Source organism: Luminiphilus sp. nBUS_07, assembly GCF_051201685.1.
Taxonomy (GTDB): Bacteria; Pseudomonadota; Gammaproteobacteria; order Pseudomonadales; family Halieaceae; genus Luminiphilus.
In genome coordinates this window covers 2,726,042-2,742,768 of sequence record NZ_CP179213.1, presented here as the reverse complement: position 1 = coordinate 2,742,768, position 16,727 = coordinate 2,726,042, and the positions used below count along the sequence as shown (strand labels likewise).

The window sequence follows — 16,727 nt, the reverse complement described above, 5'->3', positions numbered from 1 at the left end:
CTAGTGAAAGCACTAATTGTTGATGATGAGCCTGATATACGTGAGGAGCTTGGTGAGTTCGTAGAAGAGCTGGGCCTATCAGTAGCACTGGCTAGTAATGGCGAGGAGGCGCTGGGGAAGTATTTTGGGGATCCGGAAATCTCCATCATTCTAAGTGATCTTATGATGCCGGGGCTCAACGGTTTGGAAATGCTAGATAGCATCAATGATGCACCTGAATCGCGTCAGCGGGTGCGACGCGTCATATTTATGACTGCAAACGGTAATACTCAATCAGTTATCCGTGCGATGCACCTTGGAGCAAAAGAGTTTCTTCTGAAGCCAGTTGATCTTGATCAGTTAGAGCGCCATATAGTCAGCGCGATGCGTGAAGTAGCCGCTGATCAGGCTCGACAAACCGAAGAGATTTTGCTCAAGCAGCAGGTTACTTTAAACAGCGCAGAGATTTCCGCCTTAAATCGCGACGTTGAGGAGGCCTATGCTGAGGCCCTAGCTTGTTTGGCTGCAGCTGCAGAGCATAAGGATCCAGAGACGGGCCAGCATATTATTCGAATAGGGCGCTATGCGGCCGTGCTTGCTGCAGAGTTGGAAAAAGACAAGCAGTGGTGCGACATGATCAGATTGGCGGCGCCATTACACGATGTGGGTAAGGTGGGTATGCGTGATGCTGTGCTTTTAAAAGAGGGGCCGCTTGACGATGATGAGTTACTTCACATGCGTGAACACCCAGAGACGGGCTACCGGATTTTATCAGGATCAGCGCATCCGACGATGAAGATGGCTGCCCGTATTGCGCGTTGCCACCACGAGCGCTGGGATGGTACAGGGTATCCCAGAGGGCTTAAGGGATCTGAGATACCCGTTGAGGCTTCAATTACAACACTGGTCGATGTGTATGATGCCTTGCGCTCCAAGCGTCCTTACAAGCCTGCGTTTTCTCATGAAAAGGTAATGGATATTATCCTTAACGGAGATGGGCGCACTGAGTCTCAGCATTTCAACCCCGAGGTGCTGGCTGCTTTTGAGTCTGCTCAAAGCAAGATGGCAGCAATTTTTGACCAGCTTGGCGATGATCGGGAATTTGCGACGCAAGCGGGTTCATTAAAGCGCGAGGTTTTGTAATGAAGACGCTGATTGTTGAGGATAGCTCCACACTCTGCGCTATTTATGAGGCATACCTAGACGACACGGGATATGAGGTTCACGCGGTCGAAACATTCACCGACGCGCTGATGGCTCTTGAGAGCTTAAAACCTGATCTCATTTTACTCGACATTGAACTCCCAGACGGTAACGGCCTTGACCTTCTCGCAGAGACGGTATTGATGGACCCTCAGCCAGCAGTTGTTGTCATGACGGGACACGGTATTGAGTTTGCTGATCAGGCTATTGAGCGTGGGGCTGATGATTTTTTGGGTAAGCCTTTTGATGCTTCAAGACTGAGAGTGACCCTTGCCAATGCGGCACAGCGGTTGGAGCTTACCCAAAAGCTCAGCAAGCTCGGAGAGGTACGTGAACGACTGGGCCCCATCATGGGCGCGTCCAGTGTCATGCAGGCGGTTTATACGACAATTGAATCTTTAGCCTCGAGTCGTGCGACGGCGTTAATTACCGGCGAGAGCGGTACGGGTAAAGAATTGGCCGCAAAAGCAATACACGATTTATCAGCACGTGCCCCCAGTGACTTTATCGCTGTTAACTGTGCAGCGATACCCAATGATCTGATTGAGTCTGAGCTGTTTGGTGAGGCGCCGGGAGTGCGGGGTAATCTTCATGCTCGAGATGGGTTGATCAAGCAATCAGACGGGGGGACCTTATTTCTGGATGAGGTTTGCGACATGCCCTACGAATTACAATCAGTGCTACTGCGCTTCATCCAAAGTGGCTCCTTCAAGCCCGTGGGGAGTGACAACGAGTTCGTTGCTGATGTGCGAATTTTAGCGGCAACGAATCGCGATCCCCTATTTGAAATGCGCGAAGGCCGCTTGCGGGAGGATTTGTTTTATCGCTTGCACGTCGTGCCTTTACGAATACCCCCACTGAGGGAGCGAGGCGACGATGTGCTGCTACTTTCAGGGCATTATCTGAAGGTATTTGCTGAGCAGGAAGGCCGTCAGGGTTTTGCATTTTCTGAGGATGCGCGACGAGAGTTGCGACGCTATCCCTGGCCAGGAAATGTTAGGCAGCTGGAGAATATTATTCATAGGCTGGTGCTTATGTCTTCTGATCAGGCCATCGACTATGAACAGTTACGCGTTGCTATTATGGATAGCGATACGCTAGACGCTGCACCTTCAGTGACTCGTGTTGCTGCTGCGCCTGCTGCCGATACCCGTCATGGCGGCGGTGTTGAGCCTCTGTGGCTCACCGAGAAGCGAGCCATTCAGACGGCGATCGATTACTGCGACGGAAACGTTAACCGTGCAGCTGGTCTGTTAGAGGTCGCCCCCTCTACTATTTATCGAAAGATACAGAGTTGGAAGTCATAACGCCTTAGCTAAAGTTACTGGAGTCATGCAATGTATGGAGTCATTAATAAGTCTCTGAGAGACATGATTGTAGAGCAATTTGGCGAGGGGAAATGGGAGGAGGTTTTGCAGCGTTCGGGTGTGCCCGATGATAGTTTTTTGGCGATGCAATCCTATGACGATGACATTACCTACAGTCTGGCCCAAGCCTGTGCCGACGAAATGAACATTGACCTCAGCGATGCATTGAGGGCTTTTGGGGTACACTGGGTTGAAAATACAGTAGCAAGGCAGTACGAGTCACTTCTGCGTGCGGCCGGGTCAGATATGCTGAGCTTTCTTAGTAACCTTAACAATTTGCATGATCGTATCAGTTCAACTTTCCTTGATTATCGCCCCCCTAATTTTAAGGTGCGAGAGGGCGATGGCTCTCACGTGGATATCCTCTATGTGTCCGAGCGGGTTGGCCTAACGCCCTTTGTCGAGGGCCTATTACAGGGTTTGGCACAGCGGTTTAACCAGTCCATGGAGATTCTCAAAATCGACCCTCAAGCATCCGATGGCGGAGAAAAAACGCTCTTCACGGTGCGCATGGGATAAGGGCCTTCTGAGTGATCAAAACCAATCAATTTTGGGATAAGGTTCAAGGCCTCTTTACGTTAGTCGGTCAAATTGACAGCGATGGAGCCTTAGTGCGTGCTAGCCCACTTTTGACCCAAAAATGCCAGCCCAGTAATACCGCACCCATCCAATTTTTTGAGTACTTCAAATTTAAGCGCCCTACCGCGTTTGACGGATCTGTGGCAGCGGCAAAAGTAGCCGTCGGCGAGTTGTTTTTGGGTTTCAATGAAGAATCGGGATTTGCAATACGAGGGCAGATTCTTGACTACAGTGACATGGGTTTAGAAGGGCTCTGCTTTGTTGGTGTTCCTTGGTTGTGGTGGATAGAAGAGAATACGGTTGATAGCAATCTGACAATGTCAGATTTTCCTGTGCATGACGTGCAGATGGACCAGCTGTTTTTTATGAGCACGCAGCAGTCGATGGTGGAAGACTTACAGGCGCTAAACGTCCAGTTGAAATCTGCAAAGCAGGATGTGGAGCGCGCCAACGAGGCCCGACAAAAATATTTTCATCATGTCAGCCATGAAATGCGAACGTCTTTAAATGGGGTGATTAGTGCAATCAGCTTGATGGGTGATTTCAAGCTTGATGGGAAGCTGCGAGAGTATTCGTCCCTCGCCTCTAAAAGTGCCGATCGCTTACTAGAGGTGATTAACTTTACGCTTGAAACCGCCTCCCTTGAATCTCACATGAATGAGGCAGAGAGCGAAGCGTTTCAACTTGATGAGTTGATTGACGAGTGCCTCATGCTGGCACGTTCCCGATCGTTGGAAAAAGGGTTAGAGCTGCGGCGTTCGGGAGAGCGTGGCTTTGCGAAAACCTACACCGGACGTCTAAAGCTACTACGGCAGGTGCTGGGCAATCTGCTTTCCAATGCGATTAAATTCTCAGAGTCTGGGACGATTACCCTCGGTGCGTCAACAGTTGGTAGCCATGGCCTGCAGAAAGAAATGATTGAGTTCGCCGTGACTGATCAAGGCCCGGGTATACCTGTTGATGCAATAGAAAAATTATTTGAGCCTTTTGCTACCGGTTTAAGCGCTGAGACCCGTCATGCACAAGGCACTGGCTTGGGATTGAGTATCGTAGAGCGCTTCGTTGAGGCTTTGGGTGGTGGTGTCACCGTCGAATCATCCGTTGGTGAGGGCACAATTTTTTGCTTCAAAATTCCACTGTCTTTGGCATCCGAAAATGACCTGTTGGAGAGCCGAAGCGATGTGGCCACAGGCGGAGGTGACGAATTTTCTGGCGCCGTGTTGCTAGTTGAGGAGCAAAAAATTAACCGCCAGCTCAATGGAAAACTGCTGGAATCAATGGGCTTGAGCGTAGTGACGGCAGGTTCGATCGAGGAGGCGGCTGGGCTGATTGAGTCAGAATCTAGGGCGTTTGATCTGATCGTTATGGATTTTGAGATGCTCGGTGCCGGTGTTGTTGAGGCTGCGTTGCAAAATCGTAAGGTTCCGGGGGCTGTGGCGACTCCCATTTTAGCGCTTGCAGGTCATGGCGATGGGCACGATCGGCAGCGGCTTGCACAGTCGGGTATTGTGGCTATTTTAGATAAATGCCTTGCATTGGGAGACCTGCGCACCGCTTTGCTAGCCCATGTGCCCTCGATTGCTATTGTTCCCCGGTCTGATTTGGCTCGGGACTTCACCAGTAGCCGAGGAGCCACTGTGGACTTGGAGCCCGCGGTTTCGTCTGAGAAGAGTGCGATGGTAAATGAGGAAGATTATGGTATGACTGACAATGACAAATCACATGCTTGCGAAGACGGCAGCTCGCCAACGGACGCCATCGCGTTCGATAGACGGCCTATTGAACGTCTTGTGCGCGAAGTGGGCATTGGTGTGCTCGAAACGCTCGTCGATAAGTTTTTGGGTGAGTCAACGGATCGCTGGGAAAGGTTACGCAAAGCCATGGCCGATGAGGAGCGTAATATTATTATTCGTGAAGCTCATACCCTTGGGAGTGCGTGTTTGACCTTTGGCTTAGCGGCAGCAGGTGGTAGCTTTCGGCAGGTCGAGGCCTCGGCGCTTTCAGGTGGAGCTTTGCCGACGGCAGATCAGTTGCCCGCGATTTCAGAGCAGCTTGGACTTGGTATACGTGAACTGCAGCAATTACTATCTGAGCAACGCTTGAAGTAGCTCGGGATGCGCGTGGCTCTGGCTGGCTTTGCGATGAAAGAGAATATGACCAAATAGACCATTAAAATAAAATCAGGTGGGGGTTAGTAATGCTTATATTGTCTAGGTTGTTATCGGGGTTGTTTGGGCTCCTGTTTCTCGCTGTGGGCACAGGCTTGTGGTTAAACACTGGAGATGCTGCTGCCAACATGGGTTTGGTGGATCTTGCGGCGGCGGGCTTAGGTACGGTGAGGGCAGACATTGCCGGATTTTTCTTGGGTGGCGGACTCATTCTGGTTGTTGCCGCTGGTCGCTGCGATCCCAGCCTACTGTGGCCCGTTCAATTGTTGGTGCTCATTGCTTTGCTAGGCCGAACTCTGACGTTGGTCATTGATGGTCCGGTGGCGGCGGGGGTGCCTAGCATGGGAGTCGAGCTCGTGATTTTAGCCCTTCTTCTTTGGTGTAAACGGGTTTGGGCCGCGCGGGCTGATTAAGCAGTTAACAGCCGGGCAAAGCCCTGCTAATAACTGACCGGGTATCAACGGGGTCAATCACACTGTCGAGCTCAAGAAAACTGGCGGCCTCAGTTGCTTTCCCGCGCTCGTAAAGTTTGGCTAGAAGCTCCTCAAAGTGGGCGTCTCTTTCAGGGCCCTCGGGCAGTTCGGCGAGTTCTTGTTTGTATCCCAAGTGAACGGCTCCCTCAAGCCCCATGGGTCCAAACTCTCCCGTGGGCCAGCTAGCGGCATAAACCGGGATTTCGAAAGAGCCACCTGTCATTGCCATCGCGCCAAGGCCGTAGCCGCGCCGAAGAAAAATAGCCACGATCGGCTGAGATAGTGTGGCGCCCGCCGTGAACATTTCAGACATGTACCGCGGTGCTCCGATAGCCTCGCTGTCGGGTCCCACCATGAAGCCGGGTGTGTCTACGAAAGAAACAACGGGTAGTTTCCATCGCTCGGCGAGTCGGTAAAGGTCTGTGGCTTTGCTCGCACCTTCAGCGTCGATGGCGCCACCCAGATGTCGACAGTCGTTGGCTAATACCGCAAAGGGAGTGCCGTCTATTCTCGCAAGGCCACTAACGATGCTGCGCCCATAATGACTGCGTAGAGCTATGAATGAATTTTTATCGAATACGCGCTCAAGGATTTTTACGGGATCGTAGGCCATTCTTCGGTTAGATGGCAGCGCGCTGCGCAAAGCGGATTGCTCAGAAAATTCGAAGTCAGCTGTTGGGCCCTGACAGAAGGCAAGTGCTTGTCTGGCTTTAATTGTGGCCTCAGCTTCGTCTGGTACGACAATATCAATGACGCCGTTTTTAGAATGTACTGATGTGGGGCCTATTTCGGTGGGTTTATAACGACCCAGACCGCCGCCCTCAATCATGGCAGGTCCAGCCATGCCAATATAGCTCCCTTGGGTGGCTATGCGAAGATCGGCCGCACCAAAAAGCGCGGCATTGCCGGCGAAGCAGAACCCATGGTTAACCGCAATGCGCGGTACCTTCCCCGTTAAGGCACACCATCGATGAAAAGTGGGTACATTGAGGCCACCCCCCGATATCAGCACATCGGTATCGCCGGGCCGACCACCACCACCTTCGGTATACATAATTACAGGAAGCTGTTGTTGCCCGGCCAAACCTAATAAGCGATCAATTTTTCGATGATGAAAGTAGCCTTGAGTGCCGGCTAGAACCGTGTAGTCGTTAATAATTAGCGCAGTCTTTGCCACGCTCTCGTTGAATAAGCTGCCATTAACAGGGCCGATAGCAGTGATCACGCCATCACCGGCTGTTTGTCGCTGCAGCTCTTCAATTTCCCTGCGGCTGCGCTGAGCCGCTACAGCGTGCTGGCCAAATTCGTTGATGGAGGCGCCCTCGACCAGGTCGTCCAAATTTTCTCTAGCGGTGCGGCCTCCACGTTCGTGCCGCTTTTTAACGGCCTCATCGCGGGCCTCGTCTTGCGTATTGAGAAGGCGTTGTTGGAATTCTTCAAAGGGATCTTGTGCCATGCGTCAGTCCTCCTCAGGACTTGCGTGCTTACTGGTTGATCGTTCTGGGCACCACCGATGTTTTAACATTGAAACTTTCAGCTGGTGCACCTTTATGCCTTCGCGGGTTAGCCGTTTCTCTGCGAGATCAGCCCTAGGACAGGTTAAGGTTCCCTGGGAATTTACAACGCGGTGCCATGGCAGTTTTGTGCTCGAGGGAAGCTTGGACAGTACGGAACCCACCCAGCGAGCCCTTCTAGGATACCCTGACATATCGGCGAGGTCGCCGAAGGAAACAACCTTTCCAGCGGGTACTTGGGCGAGAACCGTGAGCACGTGAACTTTATCCAGTGGAGGTGGTTGATCTGCCTTTTTGGTCAAAGGTGGTCTCTGATTTTAGGAAGTGAATAAAACTTAGAAAGCGCCATGGTGTAAAAGTCTGTTGTCTGTTGCCGGAGCCAGTCTAACTGAGAAGCTGAAGGACTGCTGCTTTGGTTTTCCGGTTTGCTGTGTGCCATTGCAGTGCATGGGCTCTTATTGGGATCTGATCTTAAGGGTAAGGCCAGCATCATAAATCGATGGTGTTAATGTGTTGAGGGCTCGGTGTATTTTACCGGCCAGGTAAATCAGTAGCTTGTAAATCACTACCGACTGTCAGATGAGTTCGGGAAAGCTTTTAACACCTCGCGGACCAGACTCCATTGATCAAACGCCGCGCCGTTGTAGTCTAATCCGCGGCGAACAATGACCACGTCATGGGAGGGGACAACGGTGACATACTGCCCCCGACTTCCCGCGGCACTGAAAGCCTCGGCGGGCACTTCTTGTTTACGGGCGTCGGGCACTAGCCACCAGTGGCCCCCGTAATCATTGCCCCTAAAGGCTGATGCGGGCGTGGGCGTCTTTATGAAATCGATCCAGTCTTCGCTAATTAACTGGTCGCCAAACCAATTGCCCTTATTCAAAAAGAGCAGCCCGAACCGAGCTAGATCTCGAGCATTGCTAAAAGCTTGGCTGCTCAGTATGAAGTCACCGAAACGATCTGTTCCAAGAAGCGTGCTACGCATGCCTATTTTCTGCAGAAGTTCGACATAAGGAAATTGAAGATAGGCGTGCTCAGTTTCAAAAGTTCTTTTAAATGCAGATACGGCCAGCAACGAATCATAATTTTCATAATCCCAATGACTACCTGGATCACGAATTAGACCGCGTTGACGAACCTGATTTGCGTACCCACTACCGGCCCAGTAGGCAAGCCCGGAGCCTACAGCCGCAGCCATATTATTGTTGTCTACCGGGTAAAGTCCGGTGGTCATGTTCAACGCATGTCGTAGCGTAATGCTTGAACGAGGGTCGCTACCTGCGCCTGATTGTTCGGGTAACCAAACTATGGGGAGCGGTGAATCTAATTCCATATGGCCGGAATCCACTCGAAGACCGATTAGCGCTGCCTCGATACTTTTGGCCGCGGACCATGTTCGGGTGCGCGTTCGGTAATTAAAGCCAGGGGCATAGCGTTCATAAACGATATTGCCCCGGTGAACTACGAGAAGGCTAGTGGTGTCTTCGCCTTCGGCATGGGCTGTAAACGCCCAGTCAGCGGCCGCAGTTAGAGAGGTCTGAGACACGCTGTTGTGCGGGCTGTTTTGTTCGATCAAATCCCCGTGGGGCCAGGGTAATTGTTCGGTGTCCTCAATGGGGATCGTCGGCTCTACTTTGGGCAGTTGTGCGAAATTTTCGGGTGCCATACCTGGCGCCGTGGCAAGGCAGCCGATACCCGAACGAAACACGGCAGTTACCGCAGGTCCATCATGGCCGCCTCCCACTTCAACTGATTGGGTTTGAGAATCTATGCGGTAATTTCCTTTTTTTGCATCACCAAGGCGTCGATTGCCTAAATAGGCTAATTCTTGCTCGAAAATTTGGCTCAAAGAACGCTGCGAGGTAAATAGACCATTACAGATAAACATGGATTGCATACCGTTGCGCACGGTTTTTCGTGTGGTCTCAAAGTAATCAAAATCTTTGGCGGCAACGGAGGTGCTGCACAATAGTACTGCGGCGAGATAGTAAAATAGGGTTGAAGGGTTTGAGCTTCTCGGAGTTTCGATAGAGATTGCCTCGTCAGAATCTAGGATCGTTTAGCATGCTTGTAGTCAGCGAACTAGGTGCTTTCACCGGGTGGGCGATTTTTTGAAAAACGTCCATTTAGCATAAAAATTTTAAAGTCGCTGGCCTCTAAAGTAGCAAAAATCGGTATCATCGTGAAAAAATTAAATTCCTAGGGGGAAGTATGGAAAGCCCAACATTGATCGGCCAATTGGCTCACTGGGCCGAGGAGTGCCCAGATAGAGTTTGGCTGCGTGATCTGAATGAGGCCGGTGAGACTTCGTACTCATGGAGCGAGGCGCAGGATCAGGTGCATGCCGTGGCCGCGGCTCTAGAGAAGCGATTGGGGTCTGGTCATAGCATGGCGCTGCTATCAAAAAATCGCGCTCACTGGGTGCTTGCAGATTTGGCAGTCATTGCATCTGGCAATGTTTCAGTGCCACTGTTTACGACGCACACCGCAGCGACCGCGCAATACATTCTGGAGTTCACCGATACAAAAGTTTTGTTTTTGGGTGAGACAACCAACTGGGATGCCGTGAAAGAAGTGATGCCTGAGGGTGGGTTAGTCATTACGTTGCCAGGTGTTAGCTGTGACGAGGCGCACGTTACCTGGGATACCTTGCTTCAGGAGGGTCAGGGTCAGCGGCCCTCACACCAAGGTGAGGCCTCAGATCTTATTTCTCTGGTCTTTACATCGGGCACGACGGGCATGCCTAAAGGCGTCATTCAGACCCATGAATCCAATTTGATTCCTGTGCGCCGGGGAACAGAGGCATTTGCCTCCCGGGAGGGGTCGCGCTTTTTTTCATATCTGCCTTTGTCGCACATTGCGGAGCGACAAATTGTTGAATATGGCTCGATGGTGGCTTGTGGTGAAATCTGGTTCAACGAATCGTTGGACACACTGCTTCGTGACTTGCCCGCTTGTAAGCCCAATATATTCTTCGGCCCACCCAGAGTTTGGGAGCAACTGCAGCAGGCGGTGTTGGGTAAAGTAGGAGGGCAAGAGGCCCTCGACTCGTTGTTGGAACAAGATGCTGAAGGTATGGGCGCTTTGGTTTTAGGTGGGCTTGGGCTGACTGAGGTGGATTACTGCCTGACGGCGGCTGCACCCACACCACCCGCTCTGATCCACTGGTGGGATAAGTTGGGCCTGCCACTTTGCGAGGGCTTTGGTCAGACGGAAGCTATGTCGCTGATTGTTACCAAGGTCGACGACCGCCGCATTGGCTCAATCGGCAAGCCCATATCGGGAGTCGAGGTCAAAATAAGCGATATTGGAGAACTGTTGATTCGGGCTGAGGGTTGTACTCCGGGCTACTACCAGCAGCCAGAAAAAACCGCAGAGCTTTGGCAGAATGGATGGCTCCACACCGGCGATAAAGCATATATCGATGACGATGGCTTTATTTTTATAACTGGGCGAGTGAAGGATTATTTCAAAACTATCCAAGGAAAGTTTGTGGCGCCGCCGCCCATTGAAGGTTTATTCGCTGATAACGTGCACGCCGAGCAGCAGTGTTTATTGGGCCGCGGCTTTTCGAAGACTGTCATGGTCACCGTGTTAAGCGACGCGGCGGGAGGTGTCGATCGCGGAGTCGTAGAGGCTTCGGTTCTTGATACGATTACCTCGATCAATAGTGAAATAGAAAAGCATGCGCGAATAGGTGCAGTCATCATCTCAAATGAGCATTGGACCATTGAAAACGAAATACTGACGCCTACCCTTAAAATCCGGCGTGAGCGAGTTGAAACAGTGTTTGCCGAGAAGGCCGAACAGCTGGCGCGTCAATCTGCTGAGCAAGGTGAGGTGCTGGTTCATTGGTTTGATAATCTTTAGGAGGTGCTTCAACGATTATCAGTTCACATTTCAATAGACTGGGGTGCTCCACGATGCAGGCATATCTAAGTATTAGGGTTTTTACTTTTGTTATTTTGTCTGCGAGTCTCCTTGCTGGCTGCGGCGGGAAACCACCCCCCGCTCAAGCCACTATTGGAAGTCAGGGAAATACACCGCCAACACCGAGCACTCTTGCCATTAATCAGGCGGTGGCGGAGTCTCTTGACCTTAATAATCCGCAAGATTTCGATAATGCCACTCAAGGCCTGATTGCTCGAGCTGACGGCCTCAGGGTAAGCATGGCTGATGGCTCGATAGTCTGGAGCCTCAACGACTACGATTTTATCCATGGCGATGCTCCGGATAGCGTTAATCCCAGTCTGTGGCGACAAGAGCGTTTGAATAATATTCATGGGCTGTTTGAAGTTACTCAAGGTGTTTATCAGTTGCGGGGATTTGACCTCTCTAATATGAGCATCATTGAGGGTGAGCGTGGCTGGATCCTTGTCGACCCATTAACCACTAAGGAGACAGCGGCAGCTGCACTGGCTTTCGCTCGTCAAAAATTAGGCGATCGGCCCGTAACTGCAGTCATTATCACGCATTCACATATTGATCACTTTGGTGGCGTTCTCGCGGTTTTGGAGGGAAATGGCGAGACTGAAATAATTGCGCCTCAAGGCTTTATGAGTGAGGCCACCAGCGAAAATGTTATTGCCGGCACTACAATGAGCCGTCGCTCGATGTTTATGTACGGTAGCCAACTCGAGCGCTCTCCCTTTGGGCATGTAGGCTCGGGGCTGGGCAAGGGGCCCGCCTTTGGCAGCCCCGGCCTAGCAACCCCGACGCGCGTGATTTCTCAAACGGGAGAAAGGGTGACGATTGATGGCGTTAACTTCATTTTTCAAAACGCCGCAGGCTCGGAAGCTCCCGCAGAGCTGACTTTTTACTTGCCTGAAAAAAAGGCTTTTTGCGGTGCTGAGGTTGTGTCGCGCAATATGCATAACTTGTATACATTGCGTGGTGCCCATGTGCGCGATGCGCGCAAATGGAGCTACTACATAAACGAGGCGATTGAAATCTTTCCTGAGATGGAGGTTTATTTTGCCAGTCACCACTGGCCGCTCTGGGGCAATACCCAGATTGTCGATTTCTTAAAAAAGCAGCGAGATGGGTACCGGTACATACATGATCAAACTTTACGCCTTGCCTCTCAGGGGCATACTCCGAGTGAGATTGCCGAGTCTCTAGAGCTACCTACTGCGCTGCGAAACAGTTTTTCTAATCGCGGTTATTACGGAACGTTGAAGCATAATTCCCGAGCTGTATATCAACGTTACTTCGGGTGGTACGACGGGAACCCTGCCAATCTCGATCCATTGCCCGAGGTTGAGTCTTCAACGCGGTACGTCGAGGCGATGGGTGGAAGCAGCGGCGTCATGACAACAGCGAAGTCCGCCTTTGACCGAGGGGAGTATCGCTGGGTTGCTGAGCTTCTTAATCACTTGGTGTTTGCGGAGCCCAATCATGTTGCAGCAAAGATGTTGTTGGCGCAGAGTTATGACCAGCTAGGGTATCAGGCCGAGTCGGGCCCGTGGCGCGATGTGTATTTGACAGGAGCCCTAGAGCTACGTTCGGGTGCGCCCTCGCAGGGCCTTGGCATTTCTAATGCAGCTGATTTGATACGGCAAACGCCAATCAGTGAATTCATGCAGCTTATTGCCGTCATGCTCAACGGTGAAAAAGCAGATGGCGAATCTTATGTTTTCAATTTTACCTTCACCGATTTGGCTGAGACCTACGTTTTAAGCCTCGAAAATGCAGTGTTACATCAGCGCAATGGCGAACCCGATGTAAATGCTAATGCGACGCTGCAAATTACCCACGAGTTGTTTATTGGCATGCTGGTAGGACAAGCAGGGATCCGAGAAACGTTATTTTCCGATGATATTTCTATTCAAGGGTCGCGGTTAGACTTACTGCAGTTCTTTGCGATGCTTGATCCACCCGATGAGGTTTTTAATATCGTGACGCCGTAGCGGTTTTTCGGAGCTTGACTGACCTAGCTGTTGTGAGGTGCTCCACTGGGTTTTTACCTGCCCGTATATCGCCAACAAAGGTTTCTGCTTTTGACGGTGAAGATTTCAGCCTGAGTACTAGCTTCTTTATCGAAATTTTGCGGCACTAGTCGCCGTAAATCGCTGTTTTACAAAAATCATTGTGGGTTTTTTGGCTTGGCCTTGGCCTTGGCTTTGGGCTTTGGCTTGGCCTTGGGCTTTGCTTTGGCTTTTGAGATAGCTTTGGGTGGGGCTTTCAACTTGGTTTTTGTGGCCGCCTTGGGTTTTGCGACGGTTGTTGCCAAAGGCGTTTTTCGTTGAGCTTTTGGTTTTCTTGGAGTGAGTGCTTTGTCTTTTTCGGGTGGGCGCAATCCTGCCGCATCCTCAAGCGCGACCAAGGCCTCTTCCATGTAGTCAATAAAACGTTGCACTTGAGGTACCGACTTGCGGCAGGCAACAATCCCAAAATCTACATTTTGATCATAAGTAATCAGCGTGATGTTCATAGCCATGCCATCGGTAACAATGGATAGGGGGTAGGACCCATCCATACGAGCACCATTCCAGTACATGGTTTCCCGGATGCCCGGTACATTTGAGATTGCGACATTATAAGGCGGCAGTTTTGCCATTAGACCCAATGGCAAAAGTAGTAAGGTTGGCGCCTGTAATACGGCACTGACCAACTCTATTTCTTTGGGTGACATGCCCGCATAAAAAGCCTTGCTGGCACGGACCGAAGCGATGATGGCTTGGATGCGTCGGGCGGGGTCTGCGACGTCGGTGGCTAAGTTGGCGCTGATGGCAGCGACCGCATTGCCTGACTCGAGGTCGCCCTCTTGGCGTAGCGACACGGGGACCATGGATTTCAGAGGCTGTTCTGGTAACTCTGCATGGGTCTTCAGATATTGACGCAAGGCTCCAGAGCATATGGCAAGCACCGCATCGTTAAAGGTGCCGCCGAACGCCTTGCCAATAGCCTCAATCCGAGCAAATGGCCAAGACTGCGCTACGAAGCGTCTTGCACCATGAATGGAGTGGTTCAAGGAGCTTATGGGTACTTGCTGATGTGGCAGGCTAAGCGCGCCTCCTCGGCCTGCCCAGGTTTTGGAAAAAGCCGATAACGCCCTTACCAGATTCGTGCTGCTATCGAAGGTAGACTTCAATACGTCGGCGACGTTACGCAGCTCTTCATTGGAATGAGGGGGCTGTTTCCCCTTACGCATCGCATCTTTATAGCGCTGCCACGATTGCAATGACAGCGGTGATTCCTCTAGAACATGATTGGGATCGGTAGAAAGCATGCTTCGAGAAATGTGTATCGAACGAGCTCCGTCGACGGCAGCGTGATGCGTTTTGGTATACACCGCAAATTGCCGGTTTTGAAGTCCCTCGATGACGTGCATTTCCCAGAGAGGCCGGGTACGTTCAAGCAGTGTGCCGTGAAGACGAGATGTCAGATTAAAGAGCTCTCGGTAACGACCGGGTTTAGGTAGAGCCGAATGGCGAACATGGTAATCCATATCCATAGCGGCATCGGGCTCCCAGTAAGCCGACCCCGCTAATCCAAGGCGACCAAGGCGCAACCGGTCCCCGAAGGGAGGGAGCATTGCTTGTGCGTTGCGAACGTTACCCGCCAGCTCATGTAAAAACTCTTGCTCGTCAGCACCATCTGGCAGGGTATAAAGACCGAGGCTGGCTACGTGCATAGGTGTTTCACGATTCTCTGAAGTCAGGAATCCTTTATCGATAAGACTAAGTTTTTTCATGGCTTAAGCTCACACCGCGACCTTCATCGACTCATTAAGTAAATTCTAAAGTGCTTGGAGTTCAGGGGTACCTTAACATTGCTATCTAGTGGGAGGTGTATATCGTTGCCGGGTGTCCGTAATAATGACAGCATCAACCAATATTGTTTCTCTCGGTCCCATGAGGATTTAAATCTATGTCAGAGCGCTATTTAGACGCCAATGGTATTCGTCTTGCCTACGATGATTTTGGCAATGCCGAGGATCCAGCAATTCTACTGATCATGGGTATGGCAACCCAGATGACGGCATGGCCGCTGTCTTTTTGTCAGGGTTTAGCCGACCGTGGTTTTCATGTAATTCGTTTTGATAACAGAGACGTTGGGCTATCAGAGAAAATGCTTACTGCTCGTATTCCTAGTACGGTTGGGATGATGCTGAGAGCAGCTATCAATCGACCGCTCAGGGTTTCCTACAAATTAGACGAAATGGCGACTGACGCAATTGAGTTGATGAATGCACTCAATCTGGAGCGGGCTCATATTGTTGGGGTTTCCATGGGCGGCATGATTGGTCAAATTTTGACAGCAAAACACTCCGATCGGGTGCATTCACTGACATCAATCATGTCATCAAGTGGCGCCCCCCATTTGCCTCGCGCGAGTAAAAAAGTGACTCGTGCGCTTTTGAAGCGTTACTTGGGATTGGTAAAACCCAGCTTAGAGAGCACGATGGCGTTCCAAAGACTGATAGGCAGTCCTGGATTTCCTCAAAGTGATGAAGAGCTAAAGGAAAAAGTACGAGCAGCTTTTCAGCGCAGTTTTTATCCCCCAGGCTTTGCTAGGCATATGGCAGCAATTATGGCCAGCGGTAGTCGCGTTGATCTTCTCAAGACCATCACAACGCCTAGTTTAGTGATTCACGGTCGTGACGATGTGCTCGTGCCTTTAGCCTGTGGTATCGATACAGCGCGGAAAATACCTAATGCTCGACTGGAGATTATTGAGGGTATGGGTCACAACTTGCCCGAGTCACTGGTCCCAGTTTTGACTGACTTAACAGCAGGTCACGCCTCGGCGGTGACATCATCTCTGAGTCTGTCCGCAGCGAGTGGCGCGGCATAGCGCAGTCGCTGAGTGCGAGCTGTCTGGCGCCATCGAAGTGTAAATAGTATGAGACACCGTTTCAGTAAGGCTGTAGCGGGTTGTGGGCAATGGTAGAGCTTGAGTTGAGTCGATAGCGCTTTGCTAAAACAACATGGCAATCGGCTGGCAAGCCCTAAACCCAATAGGATCGTAAATTTTGGGCTTAGGGCATTTTTGGTGGATTAACTCGCGGGAGCTGCCGCGGTAGCAACAACCAGCCAACCATCGCCCTGTTTCTGAATGACATGCAGGCTTGCGTGAGGATCTGAGCCTGCTGCTGTGTGGACCATCACCGCGATATCGTCGCTGAGAAACTTCACCTGGTATCCACTAACGACGTATTCCTCCCCGGCATTTGCGTTAGCCGCGGCGTCAGCAACTAGGTTGCCAAAATTAACAATCCCCGTTGGCCCAATGCCGATGACGTCCTCAGACACGTAACCTGCCGGCCCACCGGCTGCTCCCCACTGCTTGTCCATTGCAATTAAATCATCTGACACGTCCGCGAAGGTCAAAGATGAAAGAAACGTTAAGACCGCGATTAGTACAACTTTTGAAGTATTCATAAGTTCTCCTAGACCCCTTGGTTATGAGTTTTTTTTGGGGTGCGCAGGCATTACT

General features: G+C 51.2%; 13 protein-coding genes. 8 read left to right on the top strand and 5 right to left on the bottom strand.

Features of this window, described 5'->3' with window-relative positions:
• Positions 1-3 precede the first annotated feature (3 nt).
• From ACMAZB_RS12280 to ACMAZB_RS12260, 5 genes are all read left to right on the top strand, one after another.
• Positions 4-1,122 carry an HD domain-containing phosphohydrolase gene (locus tag ACMAZB_RS12280; protein WP_435217550.1) on the top strand — a complete coding sequence of 373 codons (1,119 nt, stop codon included), beginning with the start codon at positions 4-6 and terminating at the stop codon, positions 1,120-1,122.
• Entirely contained in the window at positions 1,122-2,489 is a 1,368-nt protein-coding gene (locus ACMAZB_RS12275) for a sigma-54-dependent transcriptional regulator (RefSeq protein ID WP_435217547.1), read from the top strand. The genes ACMAZB_RS12280 and ACMAZB_RS12275 overlap by 1 nt, the downstream gene beginning before the upstream one ends.
• Positions 2,490-2,519: 30 nt before the next feature.
• On the top strand, positions 2,520-3,068 hold the full coding sequence (locus tag ACMAZB_RS12270; RefSeq protein WP_435212231.1) for a heme NO-binding domain-containing protein: 549 nt from the start codon (positions 2,520-2,522) through the stop codon (positions 3,066-3,068).
• An 11-nt stretch (positions 3,069-3,079) separates the two neighbouring features.
• The gene (locus ACMAZB_RS12265; protein WP_435217545.1) at positions 3,080-5,236 is read left to right on the top strand and encodes an ATP-binding protein; all 2,157 of its coding nucleotides are present in this window, start codon (positions 3,080-3,082) and stop codon (positions 5,234-5,236) included.
• Between the two features lie 89 nt (positions 5,237-5,325).
• Positions 5,326-5,709, top strand: coding sequence for a hypothetical protein (locus ACMAZB_RS12260; RefSeq protein ID WP_435217543.1), 384 nt, complete (start codon positions 5,326-5,328; stop codon positions 5,707-5,709).
• A gap of 4 nt (positions 5,710-5,713) precedes the next feature.
• Here ACMAZB_RS12260 and ACMAZB_RS12255 read toward each other — a convergent pair whose 3' ends face one another.
• From ACMAZB_RS12255 to ACMAZB_RS12245, 3 genes are all read right to left on the bottom strand, one after another.
• Entirely contained in the window at positions 5,714-7,225 is a 1,512-nt protein-coding gene (locus ACMAZB_RS12255; RefSeq protein ID WP_435217541.1) for an acyl-CoA carboxylase subunit beta, read from the bottom strand.
• A 3-nt stretch (positions 7,226-7,228) separates the two neighbouring features.
• Positions 7,229-7,540 (bottom strand): MGMT family protein, encoded by a 312-nt coding sequence (locus ACMAZB_RS12250; protein ID WP_435220085.1) that lies wholly within the window; start codon positions 7,538-7,540, stop codon positions 7,229-7,231.
• A gap of 308 nt (positions 7,541-7,848) precedes the next feature.
• Complete coding sequence (locus ACMAZB_RS12245) at positions 7,849-9,255, bottom strand: serine hydrolase domain-containing protein (RefSeq protein WP_435217540.1); 1,407 nt, start codon at positions 9,253-9,255, stop codon at positions 7,849-7,851.
• A gap of 242 nt (positions 9,256-9,497) precedes the next feature.
• Between ACMAZB_RS12245 and ACMAZB_RS12240 the strand changes: the two genes are divergently transcribed.
• The gene (locus ACMAZB_RS12240) at positions 9,498-11,156 is read left to right on the top strand and encodes an AMP-binding protein (RefSeq protein ID WP_435217538.1); all 1,659 of its coding nucleotides are present in this window, start codon (positions 9,498-9,500) and stop codon (positions 11,154-11,156) included.
• A gap of 53 nt (positions 11,157-11,209) precedes the next feature.
• Complete coding sequence (locus tag ACMAZB_RS12235; RefSeq protein ID WP_435217536.1) at positions 11,210-13,195, top strand: alkyl/aryl-sulfatase; 1,986 nt, start codon at positions 11,210-11,212, stop codon at positions 13,193-13,195.
• Between the two features lie 176 nt (positions 13,196-13,371).
• On the opposite strand, the gene ACMAZB_RS12230 is transcribed toward ACMAZB_RS12235, so the two are convergent.
• Positions 13,372-14,982 carry a WS/DGAT/MGAT family O-acyltransferase gene (locus ACMAZB_RS12230; RefSeq protein WP_435217534.1) on the bottom strand — a complete coding sequence of 537 codons (1,611 nt, stop codon included), beginning with the start codon at positions 14,980-14,982 and terminating at the stop codon, positions 13,372-13,374.
• A gap of 176 nt (positions 14,983-15,158) precedes the next feature.
• Here ACMAZB_RS12230 and ACMAZB_RS12225 point away from each other — a divergent pair, with 176 nt between their 5' ends.
• Positions 15,159-16,085: an alpha/beta fold hydrolase gene (locus tag ACMAZB_RS12225; protein ID WP_435217532.1), complete on the top strand. Its 927-nt coding sequence runs from the start codon at positions 15,159-15,161 to the stop codon at positions 16,083-16,085.
• Between the two features lie 203 nt (positions 16,086-16,288).
• Here the strand turns inward: ACMAZB_RS12225 and ACMAZB_RS12220 are convergent, their stop codons facing one another.
• On the bottom strand, positions 16,289-16,672 hold the full coding sequence (locus ACMAZB_RS12220; RefSeq protein ID WP_435217530.1) for a hypothetical protein: 384 nt from the start codon (positions 16,670-16,672) through the stop codon (positions 16,289-16,291).
• Positions 16,673-16,727: the final 55 nt, after the last annotated feature.

Bases quoted from the DNA above. Each gene is read 5' to 3' on its own strand.
- ACMAZB_RS12275 (WP_435217547.1), top strand. From the start codon at position 1,122: ATGAAGACGCTGATTGTTGAGGATAGCTCCACACTCTGCGCTATTTAT.
- ACMAZB_RS12270 (WP_435212231.1), top strand. From the start codon at position 2,520: ATGTATGGAGTCATTAATAAGTCTCTGAGAGACATGATTGTAGAGCAA.
- ACMAZB_RS12260 (WP_435217543.1), top strand. From the start codon at position 5,326: ATGCTTATATTGTCTAGGTTGTTATCGGGGTTGTTTGGGCTCCTGTTT.
- ACMAZB_RS12255 (WP_435217541.1), bottom strand. From the start codon at position 7,225: ATGGCACAAGATCCCTTTGAAGAATTCCAACAACGCCTTCTCAATACG.
- ACMAZB_RS12240 (WP_435217538.1), top strand. From the start codon at position 9,498: ATGGAAAGCCCAACATTGATCGGCCAATTGGCTCACTGGGCCGAGGAG.
- ACMAZB_RS12235 (WP_435217536.1), top strand. From the start codon at position 11,210: ATGCAGGCATATCTAAGTATTAGGGTTTTTACTTTTGTTATTTTGTCT.
- ACMAZB_RS12230 (WP_435217534.1), bottom strand. From the start codon at position 14,982: ATGAAAAAACTTAGTCTTATCGATAAAGGATTCCTGACTTCAGAGAAT.
- ACMAZB_RS12225 (WP_435217532.1), top strand. From the start codon at position 15,159: ATGTCAGAGCGCTATTTAGACGCCAATGGTATTCGTCTTGCCTACGAT.
- ACMAZB_RS12220 (WP_435217530.1), bottom strand. From the start codon at position 16,672: ATGAATACTTCAAAAGTTGTACTAATCGCGGTCTTAACGTTTCTTTCA.